19 protein-coding genes, 5 tRNA genes and 1 pseudogene are annotated in these 16,563 nt (G+C 41.2%); 12 read left to right on the top strand and 13 right to left on the bottom strand.

The window, feature by feature from the left end:
- Positions 1-1,084: 1,084 nt before the first annotated feature.
- Positions 1,085-1,364: pseudogene (locus KUA50_RS16340) on the top strand (hypothetical protein); the annotation flags it as partial.
- A 240-nt stretch (positions 1,365-1,604) separates the two neighbouring features.
- On the opposite strand, the gene KUA50_RS16335 reads toward KUA50_RS16340, so the two are convergent.
- The 8 genes from KUA50_RS16335 to KUA50_RS16300 all read right to left on the bottom strand — a co-directional run bounded on the left by KUA50_RS16335 (position 1,605) and on the right by KUA50_RS16300 (position 3,911).
- Positions 1,605-1,679: transfer RNA gene (locus KUA50_RS16335), tRNA-Thr, on the bottom strand.
- 5 nt (positions 1,680-1,684) lie between these two features.
- Positions 1,685-1,757 (bottom strand) — tRNA-His (locus KUA50_RS16330).
- Positions 1,758-1,838: 81 nt separating this feature from the next.
- Positions 1,839-1,924, bottom strand: a tRNA-Ser gene (locus tag KUA50_RS16325).
- Positions 1,925-1,931: 7 nt separating this feature from the next.
- Positions 1,932-2,006 (bottom strand) — tRNA-Arg (locus tag KUA50_RS16320).
- Between the two features lie 6 nt (positions 2,007-2,012).
- Positions 2,013-2,098: transfer RNA gene (locus tag KUA50_RS16315), tRNA-Ser, on the bottom strand.
- Positions 2,099-2,658: 560 nt separating this feature from the next.
- Positions 2,659-2,994: a hypothetical protein gene (locus KUA50_RS16310; protein ID WP_218456541.1), complete on the bottom strand. Its 336-nt coding sequence runs from the start codon at positions 2,992-2,994 to the stop codon at positions 2,659-2,661.
- A 52-nt stretch (positions 2,995-3,046) separates the two neighbouring features.
- The gene (locus KUA50_RS16305) at positions 3,047-3,616 is read right to left on the bottom strand and encodes a hypothetical protein (RefSeq protein WP_218456540.1); all 570 of its coding nucleotides are present in this window, start codon (positions 3,614-3,616) and stop codon (positions 3,047-3,049) included.
- On the bottom strand, positions 3,597-3,911 hold the full coding sequence (locus KUA50_RS16300) for a sulfide:quinone reductase (RefSeq protein ID WP_256624203.1): 315 nt from the start codon (positions 3,909-3,911) through the stop codon (positions 3,597-3,599). Before KUA50_RS16300 ends, KUA50_RS16305 begins: the two co-directional genes overlap by 20 nt.
- A gap of 632 nt (positions 3,912-4,543) precedes the next feature.
- On the opposite strand from KUA50_RS16300, the gene KUA50_RS16295 reads away from it, so the two are divergent.
- From KUA50_RS16295 to KUA50_RS16245, 11 genes are all read left to right on the top strand, one after another.
- Positions 4,544-5,017 carry a hypothetical protein gene (locus KUA50_RS16295; RefSeq protein WP_218456539.1) on the top strand — a complete coding sequence of 158 codons (474 nt, stop codon included), beginning with the start codon at positions 4,544-4,546 and terminating at the stop codon, positions 5,015-5,017.
- A gap of 4 nt (positions 5,018-5,021) precedes the next feature.
- Positions 5,022-5,375, top strand: coding sequence for a DUF4134 family protein (locus tag KUA50_RS16290; protein ID WP_218456538.1), 354 nt, complete (start codon positions 5,022-5,024; stop codon positions 5,373-5,375).
- 61 nt (positions 5,376-5,436) lie between these two features.
- The gene (locus KUA50_RS16285; protein ID WP_218456537.1) at positions 5,437-5,877 is read left to right on the top strand and encodes a DUF4134 family protein; all 441 of its coding nucleotides are present in this window, start codon (positions 5,437-5,439) and stop codon (positions 5,875-5,877) included.
- 198 nt (positions 5,878-6,075) lie between these two features.
- Positions 6,076-7,248, top strand: coding sequence for a site-specific integrase (locus KUA50_RS16280; RefSeq protein WP_218456536.1), 1,173 nt, complete (start codon positions 6,076-6,078; stop codon positions 7,246-7,248).
- A 28-nt stretch (positions 7,249-7,276) separates the two neighbouring features.
- A complete protein-coding gene (locus KUA50_RS16275; protein WP_218456535.1) occupies positions 7,277-8,545 on the top strand; it encodes a site-specific integrase in 1,269 nt (422 codons plus the stop codon).
- A gap of 139 nt (positions 8,546-8,684) precedes the next feature.
- A complete protein-coding gene (locus tag KUA50_RS16270; protein WP_004302115.1) occupies positions 8,685-9,002 on the top strand; it encodes a helix-turn-helix domain-containing protein in 318 nt (105 codons plus the stop codon).
- Between the two features lie 8 nt (positions 9,003-9,010).
- Positions 9,011-9,322 carry a hypothetical protein gene (locus KUA50_RS16265; RefSeq protein ID WP_250700101.1) on the top strand — a complete coding sequence of 104 codons (312 nt, stop codon included), beginning with the start codon at positions 9,011-9,013 and terminating at the stop codon, positions 9,320-9,322.
- Between the two features lie 64 nt (positions 9,323-9,386).
- The gene (locus KUA50_RS16260) at positions 9,387-10,211 is read left to right on the top strand and encodes a hypothetical protein (protein WP_218456534.1); all 825 of its coding nucleotides are present in this window, start codon (positions 9,387-9,389) and stop codon (positions 10,209-10,211) included.
- Between the two features lie 285 nt (positions 10,212-10,496).
- Positions 10,497-10,892 carry a plasmid mobilization protein gene (locus KUA50_RS16255; RefSeq protein WP_218456533.1) on the top strand — a complete coding sequence of 132 codons (396 nt, stop codon included), beginning with the start codon at positions 10,497-10,499 and terminating at the stop codon, positions 10,890-10,892.
- A complete protein-coding gene (locus KUA50_RS16250; protein ID WP_218456532.1) occupies positions 10,889-12,121 on the top strand; it encodes a relaxase/mobilization nuclease domain-containing protein in 1,233 nt (410 codons plus the stop codon). Before KUA50_RS16255 ends, KUA50_RS16250 begins: the two co-directional genes overlap by 4 nt.
- A gap of 12 nt (positions 12,122-12,133) precedes the next feature.
- Positions 12,134-12,736 (top strand): hypothetical protein, encoded by a 603-nt coding sequence (locus KUA50_RS16245; protein WP_218456531.1) that lies wholly within the window; start codon positions 12,134-12,136, stop codon positions 12,734-12,736.
- Positions 12,737-12,794: 58 nt separating this feature from the next.
- Here the strand turns inward: KUA50_RS16245 and KUA50_RS16240 are convergent, their stop codons facing one another.
- The 5 genes from KUA50_RS16240 to KUA50_RS16220 all read right to left on the bottom strand — a co-directional run bounded on the left by KUA50_RS16240 (position 12,795) and on the right by KUA50_RS16220 (position 16,557).
- The gene (locus KUA50_RS16240) at positions 12,795-13,163 is read right to left on the bottom strand and encodes a hypothetical protein (protein ID WP_218456530.1); all 369 of its coding nucleotides are present in this window, start codon (positions 13,161-13,163) and stop codon (positions 12,795-12,797) included.
- Positions 13,164-13,727: 564 nt separating this feature from the next.
- On the bottom strand, positions 13,728-14,081 hold the full coding sequence (locus KUA50_RS16235) for a hypothetical protein (protein ID WP_218456529.1): 354 nt from the start codon (positions 14,079-14,081) through the stop codon (positions 13,728-13,730).
- Between the two features lie 390 nt (positions 14,082-14,471).
- Positions 14,472-15,266, bottom strand: a complete 795-nt coding sequence (locus KUA50_RS16230; RefSeq protein ID WP_256624202.1) for a hypothetical protein — start codon at positions 15,264-15,266, stop codon at positions 14,472-14,474.
- 521 nt (positions 15,267-15,787) lie between these two features.
- Positions 15,788-16,165: a hypothetical protein gene (locus KUA50_RS16225; protein ID WP_308231863.1), complete on the bottom strand. Its 378-nt coding sequence runs from the start codon at positions 16,163-16,165 to the stop codon at positions 15,788-15,790.
- Positions 16,166-16,206: 41 nt separating this feature from the next.
- Complete coding sequence (locus KUA50_RS16220) at positions 16,207-16,557, bottom strand: hypothetical protein (protein ID WP_218456527.1); 351 nt, start codon at positions 16,555-16,557, stop codon at positions 16,207-16,209.
- Positions 16,558-16,563 lie beyond the last annotated feature (6 nt).

Here is a 16,563-nt window from a genome sequence, read left to right as displayed (position 1 = left end):
AAAAATTTTCTTGGCAGCAAATTTAGGGCATTTCTATTTACGCACCAAATCCCATTAAAGTCCATTAACATTACCCTATACGGTAAAAAAAAAACTTTCTGAAAGAAAGAAATAGATAAAGAAAATTATAATAAAAGAAAGAGAAAAGAAAGAAAAATAAGTCCAGTATTTTTACATATTTGCGTTAATTAACAACTCCAAAAGGATTTTGCCAAATATGCGATAACTTTGAAGAAAAAGAATCCCGAAATCCCAAAGACGATACGGAATCAAAGATTTTGGTTTCAGTAAGAAGGAAAGACAGAATGCTTATAAAGAGGAAGACCAGTATATTATAATTAAGGTGGAAGGGAGGGAAAATGAAGGAGGATGCTGTGAGCCAGTGCCCTTCTCGACGAATGGACATGCAGTAGTGGCAAACTGATTAAGTGGGAATCGCTTGCGTCCCACCTACTCAGTTTGTAAGCTACCGGATGTCGTTTCGTGGGCACCTTCCGACTGAGGGACTTTGCACTTACGTCATGCTCTGCTGACATAAATGCAAAGTCTATCAGGTGGAACTCCAGTAGCTTCCTTCATGGCGAGGGGCGAAGCATTATCAGGGAAAATCAGCCGATTATCACTATCAGAACTGCTCTTTTTGCTTAAAATCCGCATGTTTATACCATTTTTTTGTTGCTACGCAAAAAGATTTCGCACTATTTTTGTATCTTTGCACCCATTAAAAGAATTTAGAAGTAAAATACAATAAAAATCCTATACGGAAATGAATTTAAATATGCACATAACATCACAATCATTCGTTCAGAGCTATCGACGCTTTGAACGGAATAGTTATGTACATACATCAAGTACATCAGATACAGCCGGTATAGGATTCCCACATCATTATTCGCATAGTTATTTCTATCGGGTATCGTAACAGCGTGCCCCACAGAGAACAAAGATAATACGAAAGAGTTGGAGTTTCCTTGCCGGGAGAATCCAACTTTTTCATTTTAGCCAAATGCTTGCATCTGCTCTGACATGGCGAGAAAAAGCTGGATGAAATCCAACCATTTTTTACGCTTAAAATGAAAGAACTATGCCAGCAAATAAGAATGCCTTAATAAGGTACAAAACTATAGACAACTGTTTGAGAAACAGATACAGAAGATGGACTCTCGAAGATCTCGTGGAGGCATGTAGCGACGCTCTCTACGACATGGAGGGAATCATCAAAGGAGTATGCGCCAGAACTGTTCAGATGGATATACAGATTATGAGATCTGACAAACTGGGCTACAATGCTCCTATCGAGGTTTATGATAGAATATACTACAGATACGCTGATCCTGACTATTCTATCACTGAAATGCCTTTATCCATAGAGGACTGCAAGTTGATAAAGAAGGCTATCATTCTTCTTGAAAACAAGAAGGATAAGAATAACGAAGACACCATTCAGGTGCTCAACAAGGCACAGGACAGACTCAAATCTATTCTGAACTTCGTGTAAGGATAAAGGAGGAAATTATGAACGAATATCAACAAAACATCGTCTTACAAAAAAGCTAAAAGGCTTCTTTTCAAGCAAAACTGCCTGAAGAGAAGCCTTTCTTATATGGAGCTTCAAGTAGGATTCGGACCTACGACCTGCTCATTACAAGTGAGCTGCACTACCACTGTGCTATTGAAGCATTTGGGAGTTTGATGGGAATCGAACCCACGACCACCAGAGCCACAATCTGGCACTCTACCAACTGAGCTACAAACTCCATATAAACTCCAGATGGAATCGAACCTTCGCTAACAGGACCAAAACCCGTTGTGCTACCATATACCATAGGGCAAGTTTGCGGAGGCTAAAGGATTCGAACCTTTGAGACGTTGCCGCCTGCCGGTTTTCAAGACCGGTGCAATAGACCAACTCTGCCAAACCTCCAATGTTGTGACTCGTGAGAGACTCGAACTCCCGACACCGACGTTCGTAGCGTCGTGCTCTAATCCAACTGAGCTAACGAGCCAAAGTGCGGAAGCAGAAGGATTTCGAACCTTCGGAACCTTTCGGTCCGGCACGTTAGCAGTGTGCTGGTTTAAGCCGCTCACCCATACTTCCTTGTTTTGACGATGCAAAGGTATAAAGGGAGAGTGAAGTCTTTTTTCGTAGCACAAAAAAAGTTTCAAAAAAGTTAATTTTGGGAATGTAACTGCGTTTTGAAGTATGCTGTAAGTGAGATGATGTTGTTGAACTTCTTGAAATTAATCATAACGCTGAACTTTTCTTAAACGATATTGCAAATTTACGAAAAGCAAAGCATTTGCGATTTTCCGTTATACGTATAAAATATTGTTCTATACCAACTGCTATATCATTGCCATTAATTATTTGGATATTTCCTTATAGGAGAGTTATATCCATTGGTCTCATAGGTTCATTACATTATAAAAGTAACTAACTCTTTTGATATAGTACTACTTTTTTCAGAGTAAACTAAATTAAATCAAATATCAGATTGTATCATACTATAGGTAGCCATGAGGACACGAAAACAACAGCAAAGAATACATCTTAGATATAAACTGCGCGCAGGCTCATTTCTTCCATCCAAAGAAATGAGCCTGCGCCGCCGTATTAACCACCCCCATCTTCCCCACCCTCCACCCATAATCAAATTCTTAGATACGCTGGAAAACCGCATCATAAACTGTATCTATTGTACCTGCAATGACATTGTCTGATACATCAAATGGAAGCCAATCGGAATCTGTTATCCAGGTATTCTTCCCCTTATATAATAATGTGTTACCATCTAACTTGATAGCTGCAACCTGAACCTCTTCCACTGTGCTTTCACCGTAAAAGCACCTTACTATCCATCCAGTATCATAGGTATCCTCGTCTGTGGTTAAATCTATCTCCTTCACTTCCTTTTCTTTCATCAAGTCCTTGATGGCATTCTCAATTTCCTTGTGAAGTTCCATTCTCTTCTTGGTAAAATCTACGTATTTCATATCATGAGTTATTTTGTGGAGAGGTGGTTAGCCTCTCCGTTACCTTTAATGTTTATGCTACTATTTTATATTCATTGAAGCAGATGTAATCATCCTCATTCACATGGTTCTCTTGCCATGTTTCTAACTGAGAAATGGTTAAGGAGTCTATTTCCAAACGATTGGCAATATATTGAAGTGCCTCTTCTGAAGTATTGAAATATTCCCATTCATCCACTCCATCAATGCAAGAATTAACCATATAGCGAAATTTGAAGTATTTGCCCTCAATGTCATTGGTGGCATAAATCTCTTCACCTTCTTCTTCCACACAGAAATAGACGCTCATGTCTTGATAATGCTTTTCAAGGAAATGGCGGAAGTCTGTGGCTCCCCATGCCTCTTCTGCCTCGATGCATAAAAGTCCCTCTGAAATCTCACAAGTCTGGATGAAACCACGGAGATAATAATCCTTTGTTTCACCTCCCAAAGCCCAAACGATGTTACCTTCCCAGTCTTTGGATGTCTGCTCATCAAACGGCTTTCTTCTTCCCTTGTCAAACTTAACGAAAAGGTCATAAATCTGCTGAAGGTCCTCTTGCTTACCCTCGATTCGATAGCTGTTACTTGCCCAATATGTCATATTCTTCCTGATTATCTATTTGTGAATAATACAATTCATGCTCTTCCAAATGCTCCATGATGGATGCCGCCAACTTACAAGCCCACTCGTCTCTAAGGTCATAGTGACCCTTGCCATAACAGAAGGATAGTTTGTCAATAAACGCCATGACTACCTTGAATTTCTCATTCACGAGAAATCTGTGGTCATCAGCCAACTTTTCCCCTACTCGCTGAGCACTGCCCATCTTCCCATTGACAAATCGTGAGAACACGTCCGCAAACTCTTGGTCATTTTCAGAAATTAATCTTTCCATTTCTATAAAATTTAAAAGTTCAACAATAAAATATATTCTGGATTTCCTGCAACCACTGCCTTTTTAAGACTTTTGTTCTTGGAGAATCCGAGCTTTTTTTTAAAAGATACATTCCGGCGTATCCTTTACCACTATGCCTTTTTTCGTGCTTTAAAATACGGTTGCCAAATGATGACAGAAAACCAAGCAATGCCATTAAAAACTTTTGGAATACCCTATTGCAAGGCAATCGGGAAGGCTTCCAAATAGTTTTTTATGCCATAATCCCCTTTGGGGATGGTGTTTGGTGTCTGTCAAGGCATCCGTACCTTTGCAAAGAAAAAAGCAGGTAGTAAATGGGTATGCGACCCGGATAACAAGAAAAGAAGATTGAGGTGAACCATCCAAGAACAAAACGAAGAACTAGATAGGATAAAATCTATCAAATCTGACAGTTTTTCTCCCATTACGTTCTTGGAGGTGATAAAAATCTCATAATGGTATCTTGATAATTTTAACACTTGTCAGACGTTTTTTGCCCCAAAACGTCCGATTTTAGTTAAAAATTGAGTTTTATTATGTTTTTGCTCGCTATGAGGGAAAAAAGCTATTCCTTTGCAGCCGTATTCAGGAATTTAACAATTTAAATTACAATGGGAACATTTGGCATATTTGCTATCGTAGCAACAATCATTTTATTGGGATATTACGTGGTGATCATTACTCTTGATTGTCATAAGGAATCCCGAAAAGAAAAGAAAGAAGATGTGGAAATCATCCATACTACGGAGCAGGAAGCTCCGGAAGCTTTGGAAGAAGAAAAGCCTGTGGATGTTGATGAGGATAGTTTCATGCATGGAACAAACACTTTGGATGAACAATCTCCAAGTCAAGAAAACGATTCTCATTCAGAGGACACCTTTGCGCAAGCTTCGGTAGAAGAAATCAACAATCTCAAAGCCTCAGAACTTCATGAAAAGATAGAGAAGGCAAAAGAGGAAATGATAACATATAAGGCAGATGCTGAGAAAGAGTACTCTATTGAGGATTTTCAAATTGGTCATCAGCAATTTGATGAAACTTCTTCTGAAATCTTGGGTTCACTCAGTCAAATAAACGAGGGTTAAAAGTATGAAGGATAACTTTAGACTATTGGCATTAGCCCTGCTCATGCTTCTATGCTCTCAGGTTGCGATGGCCAACTGTGGTACAACAGATTATAGCGGCAATACCGGAAGGCTATATGATATGGTCACCTATGTGCTGACCATGTGCTCCTACGTGGCTCAGCTCATGTACGCTATTGCCACCTTGCTGTCGCTCTATAGTGCTACCAACATCTACATTAAGATGCAAACTGGAGAGGAAGGATTCACCAAGAGCGTGATTATTCTGATAGGAAGTTTGATTTTCCTATGTGTTTCCACGGTGGTCTTCCCATCATTCTTCGGTTTCCATTATGGTGTAACCGATCATTTGTGGTAAGAATCAATTTTCATTTAAAAACAATATTAATCATTTAATTTTATCTAAGAAACAATTAGCAATGAACAAAGTAATCAGTAATTTGGCTTGCGGCGCAAAACGTTGCGCCACAGCCACTGTGAAGAAAGCCAAGTCTTTCGTTTCTAACCCACGCATGGGTATGTTGACCATGATGCTCTTGGTGGTGTCTATTTCCACTTTCGCACAGAATGTGGATGCCGGTCTTGCAGCCATCGAGACCTCTACAGATAGCTTGAAGAAGTATGTGCCTGTGGTCACCAACCTCTGCTATGCCATTGCAGGTATCGTAGCTATCATCGGTGCTATCTCCGTGTATGTGAAGATGAACAACGAGGAGCAGGATGTCAAGAATATCTTAGTCCTACAAAATGCGTTTGAAAAGACAAGAAAGCAAATGAAAGTAAATGCGCTAAGTATCAATGCTTTAAGCGACAATTTGAATTTTCCGATGTTTGCTAAACTCACTCTTAAAAAGACATAAAAGACTGTTTCTTGTTTCCGTTTTGTTTCTCGTTTCTCGGTTTGTTTTCTTATCTTTACATCAGTTTTCCGAAGTAAGGGAAGAGAAAGAAAAGCAAATGTCAGCATAGGAAACCATATCTGACATGAACTTTCAACAAGAGGGAGAAAGACCCTCCAATGTAGCAGAATACAAAAACAAAATAACACTTCATACATCATGGCAAGACCAAAGAAACAAGTAAAGCTGAAAGAACCGATTAAAATTCGGTTGAAGTCGCTCGCAGATGGCAACAAGAGTATCTATCTTGACATCTACTACAAGGGAGTGAGGAAGTATGAATACCTCAAACTCTACCTCGTTCCCGAAATCAATCCCATTTGCAAGGAACAGAACAAGCAGACTATGGCAGTTGCAGAACGCATCAAGGCAGAGCGCATCAAAGCCCTGCATGGTCACGGCATACAGGACTGGGAGACAGTAAAACAAGGCTCGATGCTTCTTACCACATGGATAAAGAAGTATTGTGAAGGTGGTGTCGGCATCAAGAAGTCAACGCTCCATTGCCGTGTGGAAATGCTGCACACCGTGGAGAAGTATCTTGACGAGACCAACAAAGGCTTCATTTCGCTTGAAGAGGTCAATGCGGAGTTCTGCCGTGGATATGTGAAGTTCTTGCGTAACTTCCCAAACTCCCATATCAAGTATGGCGAGCCAAGACCAATCAGCGAGAATACGGCAAGCCGATACCTCGGAATGTTCTCCACTGCTCTCAATAACGCTGTGCGACAAGGCATTATTCGCAACAACCCTATGAAAGAACTTGATGCACGTGAGCGCATTCAGCCCAAGGACGGCAAGAAAGAGTATCTGACCATTGAGGAACTTCGTACCCTCATGGCTACGGACAGTTACCGCCCAGAGGTCAAGGAGGCTTTCATCTTCGCCTGTTTTACTGGATTGCGATTAAGTGACATGTACCATCTTGCTCCGATGCACATCTTCAAGACCGCTGACGGAAAGGGCGAATACATAGACATGGAAATGCAAAAGACGGAGAAGCCAGTTATAATACCTCTCTCGGAAGAGGCTAAGCGGTGGTTGCCAAAGCCAAGAGGAAATGATATTCCTTTCTTTGACATACCGACCACACAGACCGTTATAGGCAGGGCTCTCCGCAAATGGGCGGAAGCGGCAGGGATAGAGAAGCATATCTCATTCCATAGCTCACGGCACACGTTCGGAACGATGATGCTCACTCTCGGTGCAGACCTTTTTACCACAAGCAAGCTGATGGGACATTCCAACATTCAGACCACGGAAATCTATGCTAAAATCGTGGATAAGAAGAAGGAGGAAGCCATAAACCTCATTGACGGTATGTTCACATAAATCATTGACAACGAATATATATATAGACATGACAATAACTATCAGACAAAAGGCACTTGCCAACGACAACATAAGCTTGTATCTTGACATCTACGATGGTGGCAAGCGCAAGTTTGAATTTCTTTCTCTCTATTTGTTGCCAGAGGTTGATGCAGAGACCAAAGCAAGAAACGAAGAAACATTGCAACGTGCTCACCAGATAAGGGCAGAGCGTATTCTTCATCCAGAGACCATCCCAGAGGTAGGTCACTTGATGATTGTGAAGGAAATCCCCAATGACGAGTCTCCCGAAGTCATGGACTGGATCCAGACTTACATCGACTGGATGAGCGACAATACAGACTACTCCAAGGCTATTGTTGACCAGTCAAAGTATTTGAAATACCTAATGAGCGAGTTCCTTGCCAACAAGCGCAGACCTCACATCACTCTGAGGAAGTTCGACAAGGAATGGTTCAAGGCTTTCTTCCTTTGGCTGAAGAACGACTATGTACCACAGAAGTATGTACGAGTTGAAGCCAAGCCTTTGTGTGAAGGCTCGCTTCACAATGTTCAACAGCGCACAGTGGCGGTATTCAACAAGGCTGTCAAGTTCGGTAAATTGAAGGCTAACCCTTTCTACCTGTTGGAGAAGTCTGACATCTTTCCCAAGCCAAAGTCATCACATAAGCAGTATCTCACTCCCGATGAACTGAAAAGGTTCATGGCTTCAGATGAGAGAAGTCCAGGAGTTGCAGAGACACAAAAGGCTTTCGGTTTCGCCTGTCTGACAGGACTTCGTATAAGCGACATCAAGGCTCTGCGGTGGAGTGACATCAAGAGAAACAAGGAAACGAACACGCTTGTAATCGTCCAAAAGAAAACAAAGGCTCTCAATGCCGTACCAATCGGCAATACCGCCTTGTCATGGATGCCACCCAAAGGTGATGATGATTTTGTGTTCCACCTTCCTGCTAAGGCTAATGTGGATGCTGCCCTTAAAAGGATAGCCAAAAAGGTGGGCATTGAGAAGAATATCTCTTTTCACTGTTCCCGACATACATTCGGAATTTTGGTGCAGGCGGTTACCGGCAACATTGAGACTACCAAGAAACTGATGGGACACAAGTCGCTCAAATCCACCGCCATCTATGCAGATGTGCTGACGAATGAAAAGGTCAAGGCTGTTGACAACACGAAGAAAGCCTTTCGAGGTCGCAAACAGCGTGAGGAGAACAAGCAAATACCGAGGACAAAGCGGACAGCAGCCACCAACACCCATCCACGCAGAATAACTTTTTTACAGGATAACAAGTAAACGGAACTTTTCAGGATAACAACCAGTAAATTTCACTTTTGTAGTCCCCATTTTTCGGGCAGGGAATTCTCTCTGTCTTGGGGGACTACACTTTCAAAACAAGCAGTACAACGAATTACAAACAATAAATTACAGGATAATGAACAAAACTATCGACACCGAGACTCTTCTCTTGAAGGTAGAGTCACATGAGCACCGCATTGGGATAATGGAGAACCTACTCCGTGATGCCAAGCAAGTATTGACACTGGAGGAAGCAGCCTTATTCATGGGTATATCAAAGAGTAGTCTCTACAAGATGACACACAAGCATGAACTTCCGTTCTTCCGTCCCAACGGCAAGATTATCTACTTTGAGAAGTCCGAACTTTTGAACTGGATGCGCCAGAACCGCAGTATGTCCGAGGCTGAGACCAAGGCTGCAGCGACCAAGCACATGAGTGAACTTTGTAAATAGACATGGCGATGATGAAGGACGATATTTCCCATGAGGAGTACAGAAGCAAGTTGGCGAATGTCGCTGACCTTGCCGTGAGCTACATCAATACTGGCAACGGCTACTTTCGGATGCGTGATGCTTTCAATCAGCTTGCCGAACAATGCGGAGCCAACAAGGGCATCAATGATGAAGCAACTGTCGGAAGAAGAAAACTTCTTGCCCAGTCTGTCTGCATTGAGTGCATTTCACGATTAAGCAGCCATTCTAATGACAGGTTGCAAGGCGAGCTCTATGTTATAGCAGAGGACATTTCCCCAAGGAGAGGACGGCACAGATGATTTTCTCTTTACTGAGAAAAACAGTCTTGCCATTTATGGTTATAATATTCAAAATTTACAGAAGATGGATAAACAAAAGATACATTACTACTTCACGCTGTCCGATGTACAGATGGAGTATCTTCGCTGCAAGAAGTACAAGATTGACCGCATGGAATGCTTCATGTCTCTTGCCTCTCTTGCCGAACGTGAAACAACACTTGTACCTATCAGCAAGACCCAACAAGTGGAAATCTTGTGTGGGCAATGTATGGTTGACAATACCCAACTTGCCAAACTCTGGGATAAAGACCGCAAGACCGTACCCAAACTTTTACAGGCTATGGAGGCTGTGGGGATTTCCTCTTCACAAAAAGTTGGAGACAACCGCATCATTACCCTGCATTCCCTCTCTGGTTGGTATGTGGACGGAAGATTTTTCAAGAACGGATTTTCATTGAAGCGCAATACTGATGGCTCTGCAATCATCCACACGGAAGTTCCACAAGTAAGAGTAATTGTTACGACAACGGGGGTTGATACAAAGTCGGACAAGGAAGATGGGCATTTTTCCAATGGAATATCCGATACAGACAAAAAGGGCAATTCTTCTACGGCAGATATTTCTTCTTCCCTAAATTCGGCTTCATCTAATGATAATGGAAGCGTGGGTAAGATCGGAACTAATGGCAATCTTTCCGATGCTATTACTGGTGGAATTTCTCCACAGCAAAACTACTCCAGACAGTCTGTTGGCAATCCTTCTTCCCTGCAAGAAGCAGATGCCAAACAGAATGAGGGAGAGCACAACACATATCCACAGCATCAGTTTGGAGGTCAAACACAACAGTCGAACGGTTCTAATGCCAATGGCTACAAACCTAACGAATACCATAACGGCAATCAATAGGCATACAGAGGCAAATAAGCCACTATACATAAAAATCATCCCAAAGGACGATTAACCGCCATAGGCTACCGCCCAACTGTTATACGTTTAAGCAGCCTTGGGGACGGAGGCTGTTAAAAGTGCCGTCATTTTATAGGTACTTTTCGAGAAATCCTTTTGTAATACAGAAGCCGTGTCCGTCTTTCTGTATTCCTAAAAGTTTCTCGGACTACTCGCAGGCTCGCAGTCGTGACCACCTTTGTAAGATGCTTGTAATCATCCCATTTTAATTTGAGACAAGAACAAATGAGAAAGAAGAACATCATAAGAAAACCGCCTACGGAAGTCCATACCTACCGATGCACGGAAGAGGAATTGAAACGTCTCCAGACACATGCCAAGGAGTGTGGGTTAAGCCTGAGCCGCTATGTCGTTGAGACTGGCTTAAAGCACCGTCCACGCATGAGGCTCACCAAGGAAGAGGTGGACGCTCTCAACTCTCTCGCCATCGCAAGGACGGATTTGATAAAAATCAGCAACGTGCTATCCAAGAAAACGGCTGAGGAAAAGGCTCGGTTCTTCAAGAATGAGAAGTTCATGCGTTGGTGGATTGATGCCGTTGCAGGACTTATCCAACATTGGTATAGCATTGAAGAGAATATCGCAACAAACGTACAGACAAAATCAAAGGAACAATCATGATTATGCTCGCAAAGGTCGTATCGTATGGAGGCAATTCCGTAAGGTACGCATTGGAAAAGGAGAAGGCAAAGACGGTCAAGGTGAACAACATGCCCGATGGTCTTGACCCTACCGCCATCTGGTACATGATGAAGCATCATTGCCAGTATCATCAGGCGGAAAGGACGGTTGGCAGAAAGTTGGAAAGGTTCATGACCACTTTTGTACTTTCCCCATCAAAGGAAGAGTCTGCAAACTTCACGATGGCAGATTGGGCAAACCTCCAAGACGAAGCATTGGGAGTTTTGGATTCTGTTGGACTTTCGCCCAACGGTTTCTCCAATGAAATAAAGACCAACTTCACCAATTCTATGAATGTGGGCGGACTGCACTCTGATTCCAAGTCTGGAATGCTGCACCTTCACATTGATTGTTGTCGTGTGGATATGGAGGGTAAGACCAATGATGTACACGATATTCACCTTCGGGCAATGAAGGCTGCGGAAATCATCAATAAGCGCCATGGATGGGAACAACCGCAGGAGATTCGGAATATGCGAAAGGCTGAACTTGCGGAGGATTGCGAACATATCCTCAAAGATATGCAGCAGTTCAACATTGACAGATATTTCAATCTGTTGCGCATGAAAGGCTATGAGGTTAAACCTCGTTACGACAAGCAGCGGAAACTTGTCGGCTATACAGTCGGCAAGAACGCTTCCGTGTTCAAGGCTTCTGAGATTGGCAGAAAGTACATGGTGTCAAAGATTGAAGACACATGGAAGAAACTGCACCCACAACCTACACAGGTCAAGGAAAAGCCTGTTTCACCATCCGTTGCTTCAACGCCTCGCCCAGTTCGTCCTGTCGCTCAGACTTCAACAGCATCACAACCAAAGGCACAAGTTCAACCTTCAAAAACAGCATTCCAAATTAACATTGGCGATGGAGTCAAGAAGGTGTGGATTCCGAACTCTGTCAAAGATGTCTTTACTAATGAGGCTCAGATTCCAGAGGATAATGATATAGCGACAACGGAGAATGTCGCTCATGTAGCAATGCTGTTGTTTGCAGGGTACATTGATGCAGCCACTTCCATGTCTGAGTCATGTGGCGGTGGCGGTTCTTCTCCTGAATCTGGTTGGGGAAAGAAAGACGATGAAGATGACTGGAAGTTTGCCCACCGTTGCGCACAGATGGCTCATTCCATGTGCAAGCCTAAACCACGCAGTAGAAGTTTCCACCGATAAATCAATAACAATATGGCAATCAGAAAAAGCAAGATAAACATAGACACAGAAGAAAGATCCGACTTCGACAACATGATGAATGATGTCGAAAACGAGGTCGAGGAACAGCAAGCCGAAGACGGACTTGTAAACCGTGTTCCTGAGTTGAAGCAGTTGAGTAAGGACATTGATAAGGCAACCGACACCTTCATCAATGCCACACTTGAACTGGAGTCTGCCATTCAGCAGTATCAGCGTTCGGAAGTTCAATTGGGTGGTGCTGTGACTACCATCGGCAAAAAGGTAGATACCATCAATCAGCACATAGACAAGGTCTTGGAGAATGCTTCCACTAAATTAAAGGTGTCTGTAAATGTCAATGATGCTGACTGGCAGAAAATCCAAGAACTGTTTGCCAAAGAACGCCAATGGATGACCGCACAGATGCAGATGCATATCCGTGAGGTCAATTCCATGTTTGCCGATGAACGGAAGAAAGTCCGTGAACGCTACAAGGAATATGATGGTTGCTATCTCGGTCACTATGCACAATGGTTCTTTTGTTTTTTCTTCACGATTGGTATCTTTGTTGTTGCAGGAGGTGTTGGAATGATAATTGCACAGAACTATATATGAGATAGACGAGTTACTGCCTAACATTAAGTTTGCACTTAAAGTTAGGCGATTTCTATTATTATCTCGATAACCAATCAACCAATTTTATTGCCTTCTTCGTGCCATAATGACAAAAAACATAATAACCTGTAAAAAGGGATTGATTAAACTCATCCGAATATTGACAACTATCAATATATCCTATAACAGGATATAGTTCTAAGTATTCACTTTCTGACCAATCCTTTTCGTCATAACGGATAGGAAATAAGGCTATTTTACCGTAAGCATACTTTTGAGCATCACCAAAGCCTAATTCCCAATTGCACCATTTTGACGCAATAGCACCTTCTGTAGCAACAAGTATAAACTTATCATATTTTTTTATTTTCTCTTTTATATTTTCTGCTGTTCTTCCACATGTACGAGCGGGCATTGATGGATCCAACCAATCTACGTATATTGAAGAATTGAGATGTCGCATTTGGAATATTCAATCTAAATGTATAATCACTAATCCGTCAGTCAGATGCCAAACAATATTACCAGAAACTTTGAAATCAGAGTCCATTTTGTCAATAAAAACGCCATCGCTGTCATACATGTCAAATCTTACTTTGTAAAGTGAATCTGTTCTATATGCCCATCCAGAGGAGCTTTTTATTTTCTTAGCGCATAGACTGACTTGAAAGTTACGTTTTGACGCTGGCCATATAGTTATGCACTTTTGATTTCTACCTTTGGCAATGTATTTCCATTCCCCATCTACTTGCATCAACAATCCATAAGTTCGCCCTATATATATCGTCGAATTGCTGTGATTATAAATGCATACATTTAATTTTTCTGGCTGTTTCTCACTATAGCTTGTGGTAATTGTGACGGAGTCTGAATCAACACGCCATAAACCATCTCTATTCGTTATGTTATTACTTAGAGCGGTCATATCCACGAACATCGTGAATATGACCATAATGCAAAATGTCTTAAATAAGAAATTCATGACAGCCCTTTAGTATCTTGTAAGTCCAAAAATTCTATTTATATTCGATGCTTTTACACACATGCCATAAGTAGTACGGTTAATTTTTGCAGAACCTATATTTATACCTACAGTTAGACGTTGATTGTGTGCTGAACGTAGAGCATATACAATACCCCCACTATCACCGCTTTTTGAAGTATATGTCGCAAGATAAACATCTTGAAGCAACACTTTCTTACTTGCATTAAGAACATCATATGAAACATTGGAGATAGTTCCACTTACTCTTTTCCCTGTCGCTTGACCAACCATATTGACATAAGAACCTTTTGGAGGATTCATGGTTTCCGTTGACAACGTATCCGTAGCAGTATTAGCCATATACATAATTGATAAATTTTAAAATTTGTTGTAAATATAGTCCAAAAACAAACATGTTGTTATTTTTATTAAACAAGTTTATACTATTTCGTATTTATTAAGCAATCTTATCATTCTGTGTAGTGGTGAACTGAATAGTTACCTTTATCTTGCATATCACTATATTCTGTTAAAATGAAAACAGATGTGCCTACTTATAAGATTCTTCTTTTGTAGTTGATTTATGAATGCCAAAATCGGAAAAATTTCGTTGTTTTCCATGTTAATTTTTGTTTTCCCATACTTTTTTTGGGGGTTTTCTCAATTATGTTGTTCCTAATTTGTTTCTTTCGTCATTTTATCATTCCAATCAGTGTTGATTATCAGTACGTTACGAACAATCAGCAAGATTCAAGAGAGGACATTGCTCACCGCGTCAAACGTATAGTCATTGTCCATGATGGACGTGTTGCCGCTGTTGACCGCGAGATTGCTGAGACGGCGGCGGTTGTCGAAGGTGTAGAATGTCTCCGCGCCGTTGCAATACTTCAGGTAGCTGCGCTGCTCGAACTTGTCATAGCCAATCTTGCTCACATAGTCATAGCCGTATGACTTGTAGCCATGGACCTTTTCAAGCTGACCACCGAGATTGTAAGAGTAAGTGATTTTCTCCTCATCAGGATAAATCATCTCCAACAGACGGTTGTGGCTGTCGTAAGTCCATTGCGTCACGTAGGTTGCTATCGCCTGGTTAGGCACAATCATCGTGCGGCGGGTCTTCGTCACCTCGCCAATCTTGCCATAGAAATACTCAATGGCACCTGTTCCGTCCTCGCGGAGCATCAATCTACCGATACGGTTCTGAGAGGCGTTGCGACCACCATAGTAATACTTCACGTTGTTCTCCGGATGGTCTGGGTAGTTGATACCCGTCAGACGCTGATAGTCGTAATCGTAAGTAATGAACTTTCCTTCCTTGGCAAGGTTGGCAGTCTGCTTAGTCTGCACATTGCCGAGCGCATCATAAGTGAAACTTGTGATGCCGCTTGCAGGATGGTTCACCTCAGTACGGCGGTCACCCATGTCGTAAGTAGAGGTCGTTACATTGCCCTCCATGTCGGTGACACGAACAAGGCGCTGTATGCCGTCGTACTCGAAGGTGGTGGTAATCTCACCGTCTGGGCCGCTGTGCTGGATGGTGAGCATTGTACAGAATGATTTAGTATCATCACTAATGAGAACACTTTATTTTAGAATAATTTTATTTTGCTATGCTTTTTAAAAAATCTATACATAATTGTAGATATAACAATAAGCAATACTAATATAAAATACGATAATACCCATGTGAAAATAGAAAAAATAGTGTCATTGACCCTTATCTCTATTCCATTATTGTAATATAGAAGGTCATATGGTACGGTTTGGGTTGCAAAAAAATTAATCAAATAAGATTCTGATGAGTTTAGGTTTATAAAATATACTATAAATGCGCATAAGCAAATTAACGGTATCTTACAAATCCAATCTCTTTGAACTCCCAATAAATATACAGTTATCAATGCTAAAATAGATATTGGAGACAATATTATCCAAGCATAAAGTAATACGATTGGAAACCAATTTATTATGTCATGAACACTGCATGATATAATTCCTAATATTGATGTCATAAGAGCACATATTAAATATGCTCTTATGACCATTTTAAAACTCAATTTTCTCATTTAATATTTGTTAAGGATGATTGTGTTCATCATTTCATTACGGAGTTGGTCGAATTCCCTCTGCCTCTGAACAGCTTTTGACTGTTCCTCTACTGTCCACGGTTTAATATCACCAAATCCCCAAACAAAACCTGATATTTGCTTCCTCAAATCCTTTATCCTACTTAAAGGAACCCCCGCTTTATAAAGCAACGTACTTGAACTTGAATTACAATTACCTTGTGTTTGTTCGAATGGCTCTAAACAGTATGTAATATTGGGATTATTTCCAAAGCTATTACCTGTTTTAATAACCATCTCATCAAATTGCTCAACAGTCATGCCTGAAGGCGGTGTGATAACAATTCGATTTTCAATTTTTTTTAAACATAGCCTCACTGAATTTGTTTTATTGTTGAACTAATCTATGTTCTTACAATTTATATAGGCTGAAATAATTGGAGAATACCATAGATAATAAGCCCTATACTTAAAATCCAACCGCTACAATGCATTATGTATGCGGTTGTAAAACGACGAGCATTCCAATACTTTTCTTGTTGATACATTTTCGGAAGTAGGAAACACCCAAAAAGCAAAGCATTAATTGGTATAGCCGATTTCACATATAATGCAATGAACCCAGATATAATTAGGATGAGTCCTTCCCCAAAAGAAATCTTATCTTTTAGAGAAAGGGGGAGTCTATTATAAATAGCTCTTAATTTTTGAGACACTAAATAGCCTCCCACTACAATTGAAAGAACGCAAAAGAACATATCTTCAATCATCTGTTA

Source organism: Segatella hominis (assembly GCF_019249725.2).
Lineage (GTDB): Bacteria > Bacteroidota > Bacteroidia > Bacteroidales > Bacteroidaceae > Prevotella.
The sequence above is the reverse complement of the archived record's forward strand: the minus strand, read 5'-3'. Positions and strand labels throughout refer to the sequence as shown.

What these genes read in the sequence shown, in the direction of transcription:
- KUA50_RS16270 (WP_004302115.1), top strand. Translation starts at nt 8,685, where the DNA reads ATGAACAAAACTATCGACACCGAGACTCTTCTCTTGAAGGTAGAGTCA.
- KUA50_RS16275 (WP_218456535.1), top strand. Translation starts at nt 7,277, where the DNA reads ATGACAATAACTATCAGACAAAAGGCACTTGCCAACGACAACATAAGC.
- KUA50_RS16300 (WP_256624203.1), bottom strand. Translation starts at nt 3,911, where the DNA reads ATGGAAAGATTAATTTCTGAAAATGACCAAGAGTTTGCGGACGTGTTC.
- KUA50_RS16235 (WP_218456529.1), bottom strand. Translation starts at nt 14,081, where the DNA reads ATGGCTAATACTGCTACGGATACGTTGTCAACGGAAACCATGAATCCT.
- KUA50_RS16245 (WP_218456531.1), top strand. Translation starts at nt 12,134, where the DNA reads ATGGCAATCAGAAAAAGCAAGATAAACATAGACACAGAAGAAAGATCC.
- KUA50_RS16265 (WP_250700101.1), top strand. Translation starts at nt 9,011, where the DNA reads ATGATGAAGGACGATATTTCCCATGAGGAGTACAGAAGCAAGTTGGCG.
- KUA50_RS16255 (WP_218456533.1), top strand. Translation starts at nt 10,497, where the DNA reads ATGAGAAAGAAGAACATCATAAGAAAACCGCCTACGGAAGTCCATACC.
- KUA50_RS16220 (WP_218456527.1), bottom strand. Translation starts at nt 16,557, where the DNA reads ATGATTGAAGATATGTTCTTTTGCGTTCTTTCAATTGTAGTGGGAGGC.
- KUA50_RS16285 (WP_218456537.1), top strand. Translation starts at nt 5,437, where the DNA reads ATGAACAAAGTAATCAGTAATTTGGCTTGCGGCGCAAAACGTTGCGCC.
- KUA50_RS16260 (WP_218456534.1), top strand. Translation starts at nt 9,387, where the DNA reads ATGGATAAACAAAAGATACATTACTACTTCACGCTGTCCGATGTACAG.
- KUA50_RS16230 (WP_256624202.1), bottom strand. Translation starts at nt 15,266, where the DNA reads ATGCTCACCATCCAGCACAGCGGCCCAGACGGTGAGATTACCACCACC.
- KUA50_RS16290 (WP_218456538.1), top strand. Translation starts at nt 5,022, where the DNA reads ATGAAGGATAACTTTAGACTATTGGCATTAGCCCTGCTCATGCTTCTA.
- KUA50_RS16250 (WP_218456532.1), top strand. Translation starts at nt 10,889, where the DNA reads ATGATTATGCTCGCAAAGGTCGTATCGTATGGAGGCAATTCCGTAAGG.
- KUA50_RS16295 (WP_218456539.1), top strand. Translation starts at nt 4,544, where the DNA reads ATGGGAACATTTGGCATATTTGCTATCGTAGCAACAATCATTTTATTG.
- KUA50_RS16305 (WP_218456540.1), bottom strand. Translation starts at nt 3,616, where the DNA reads ATGACATATTGGGCAAGTAACAGCTATCGAATCGAGGGTAAGCAAGAG.
- KUA50_RS16310 (WP_218456541.1), bottom strand. Translation starts at nt 2,994, where the DNA reads ATGAAATACGTAGATTTTACCAAGAAGAGAATGGAACTTCACAAGGAA.
- KUA50_RS16280 (WP_218456536.1), top strand. Translation starts at nt 6,076, where the DNA reads ATGGCAAGACCAAAGAAACAAGTAAAGCTGAAAGAACCGATTAAAATT.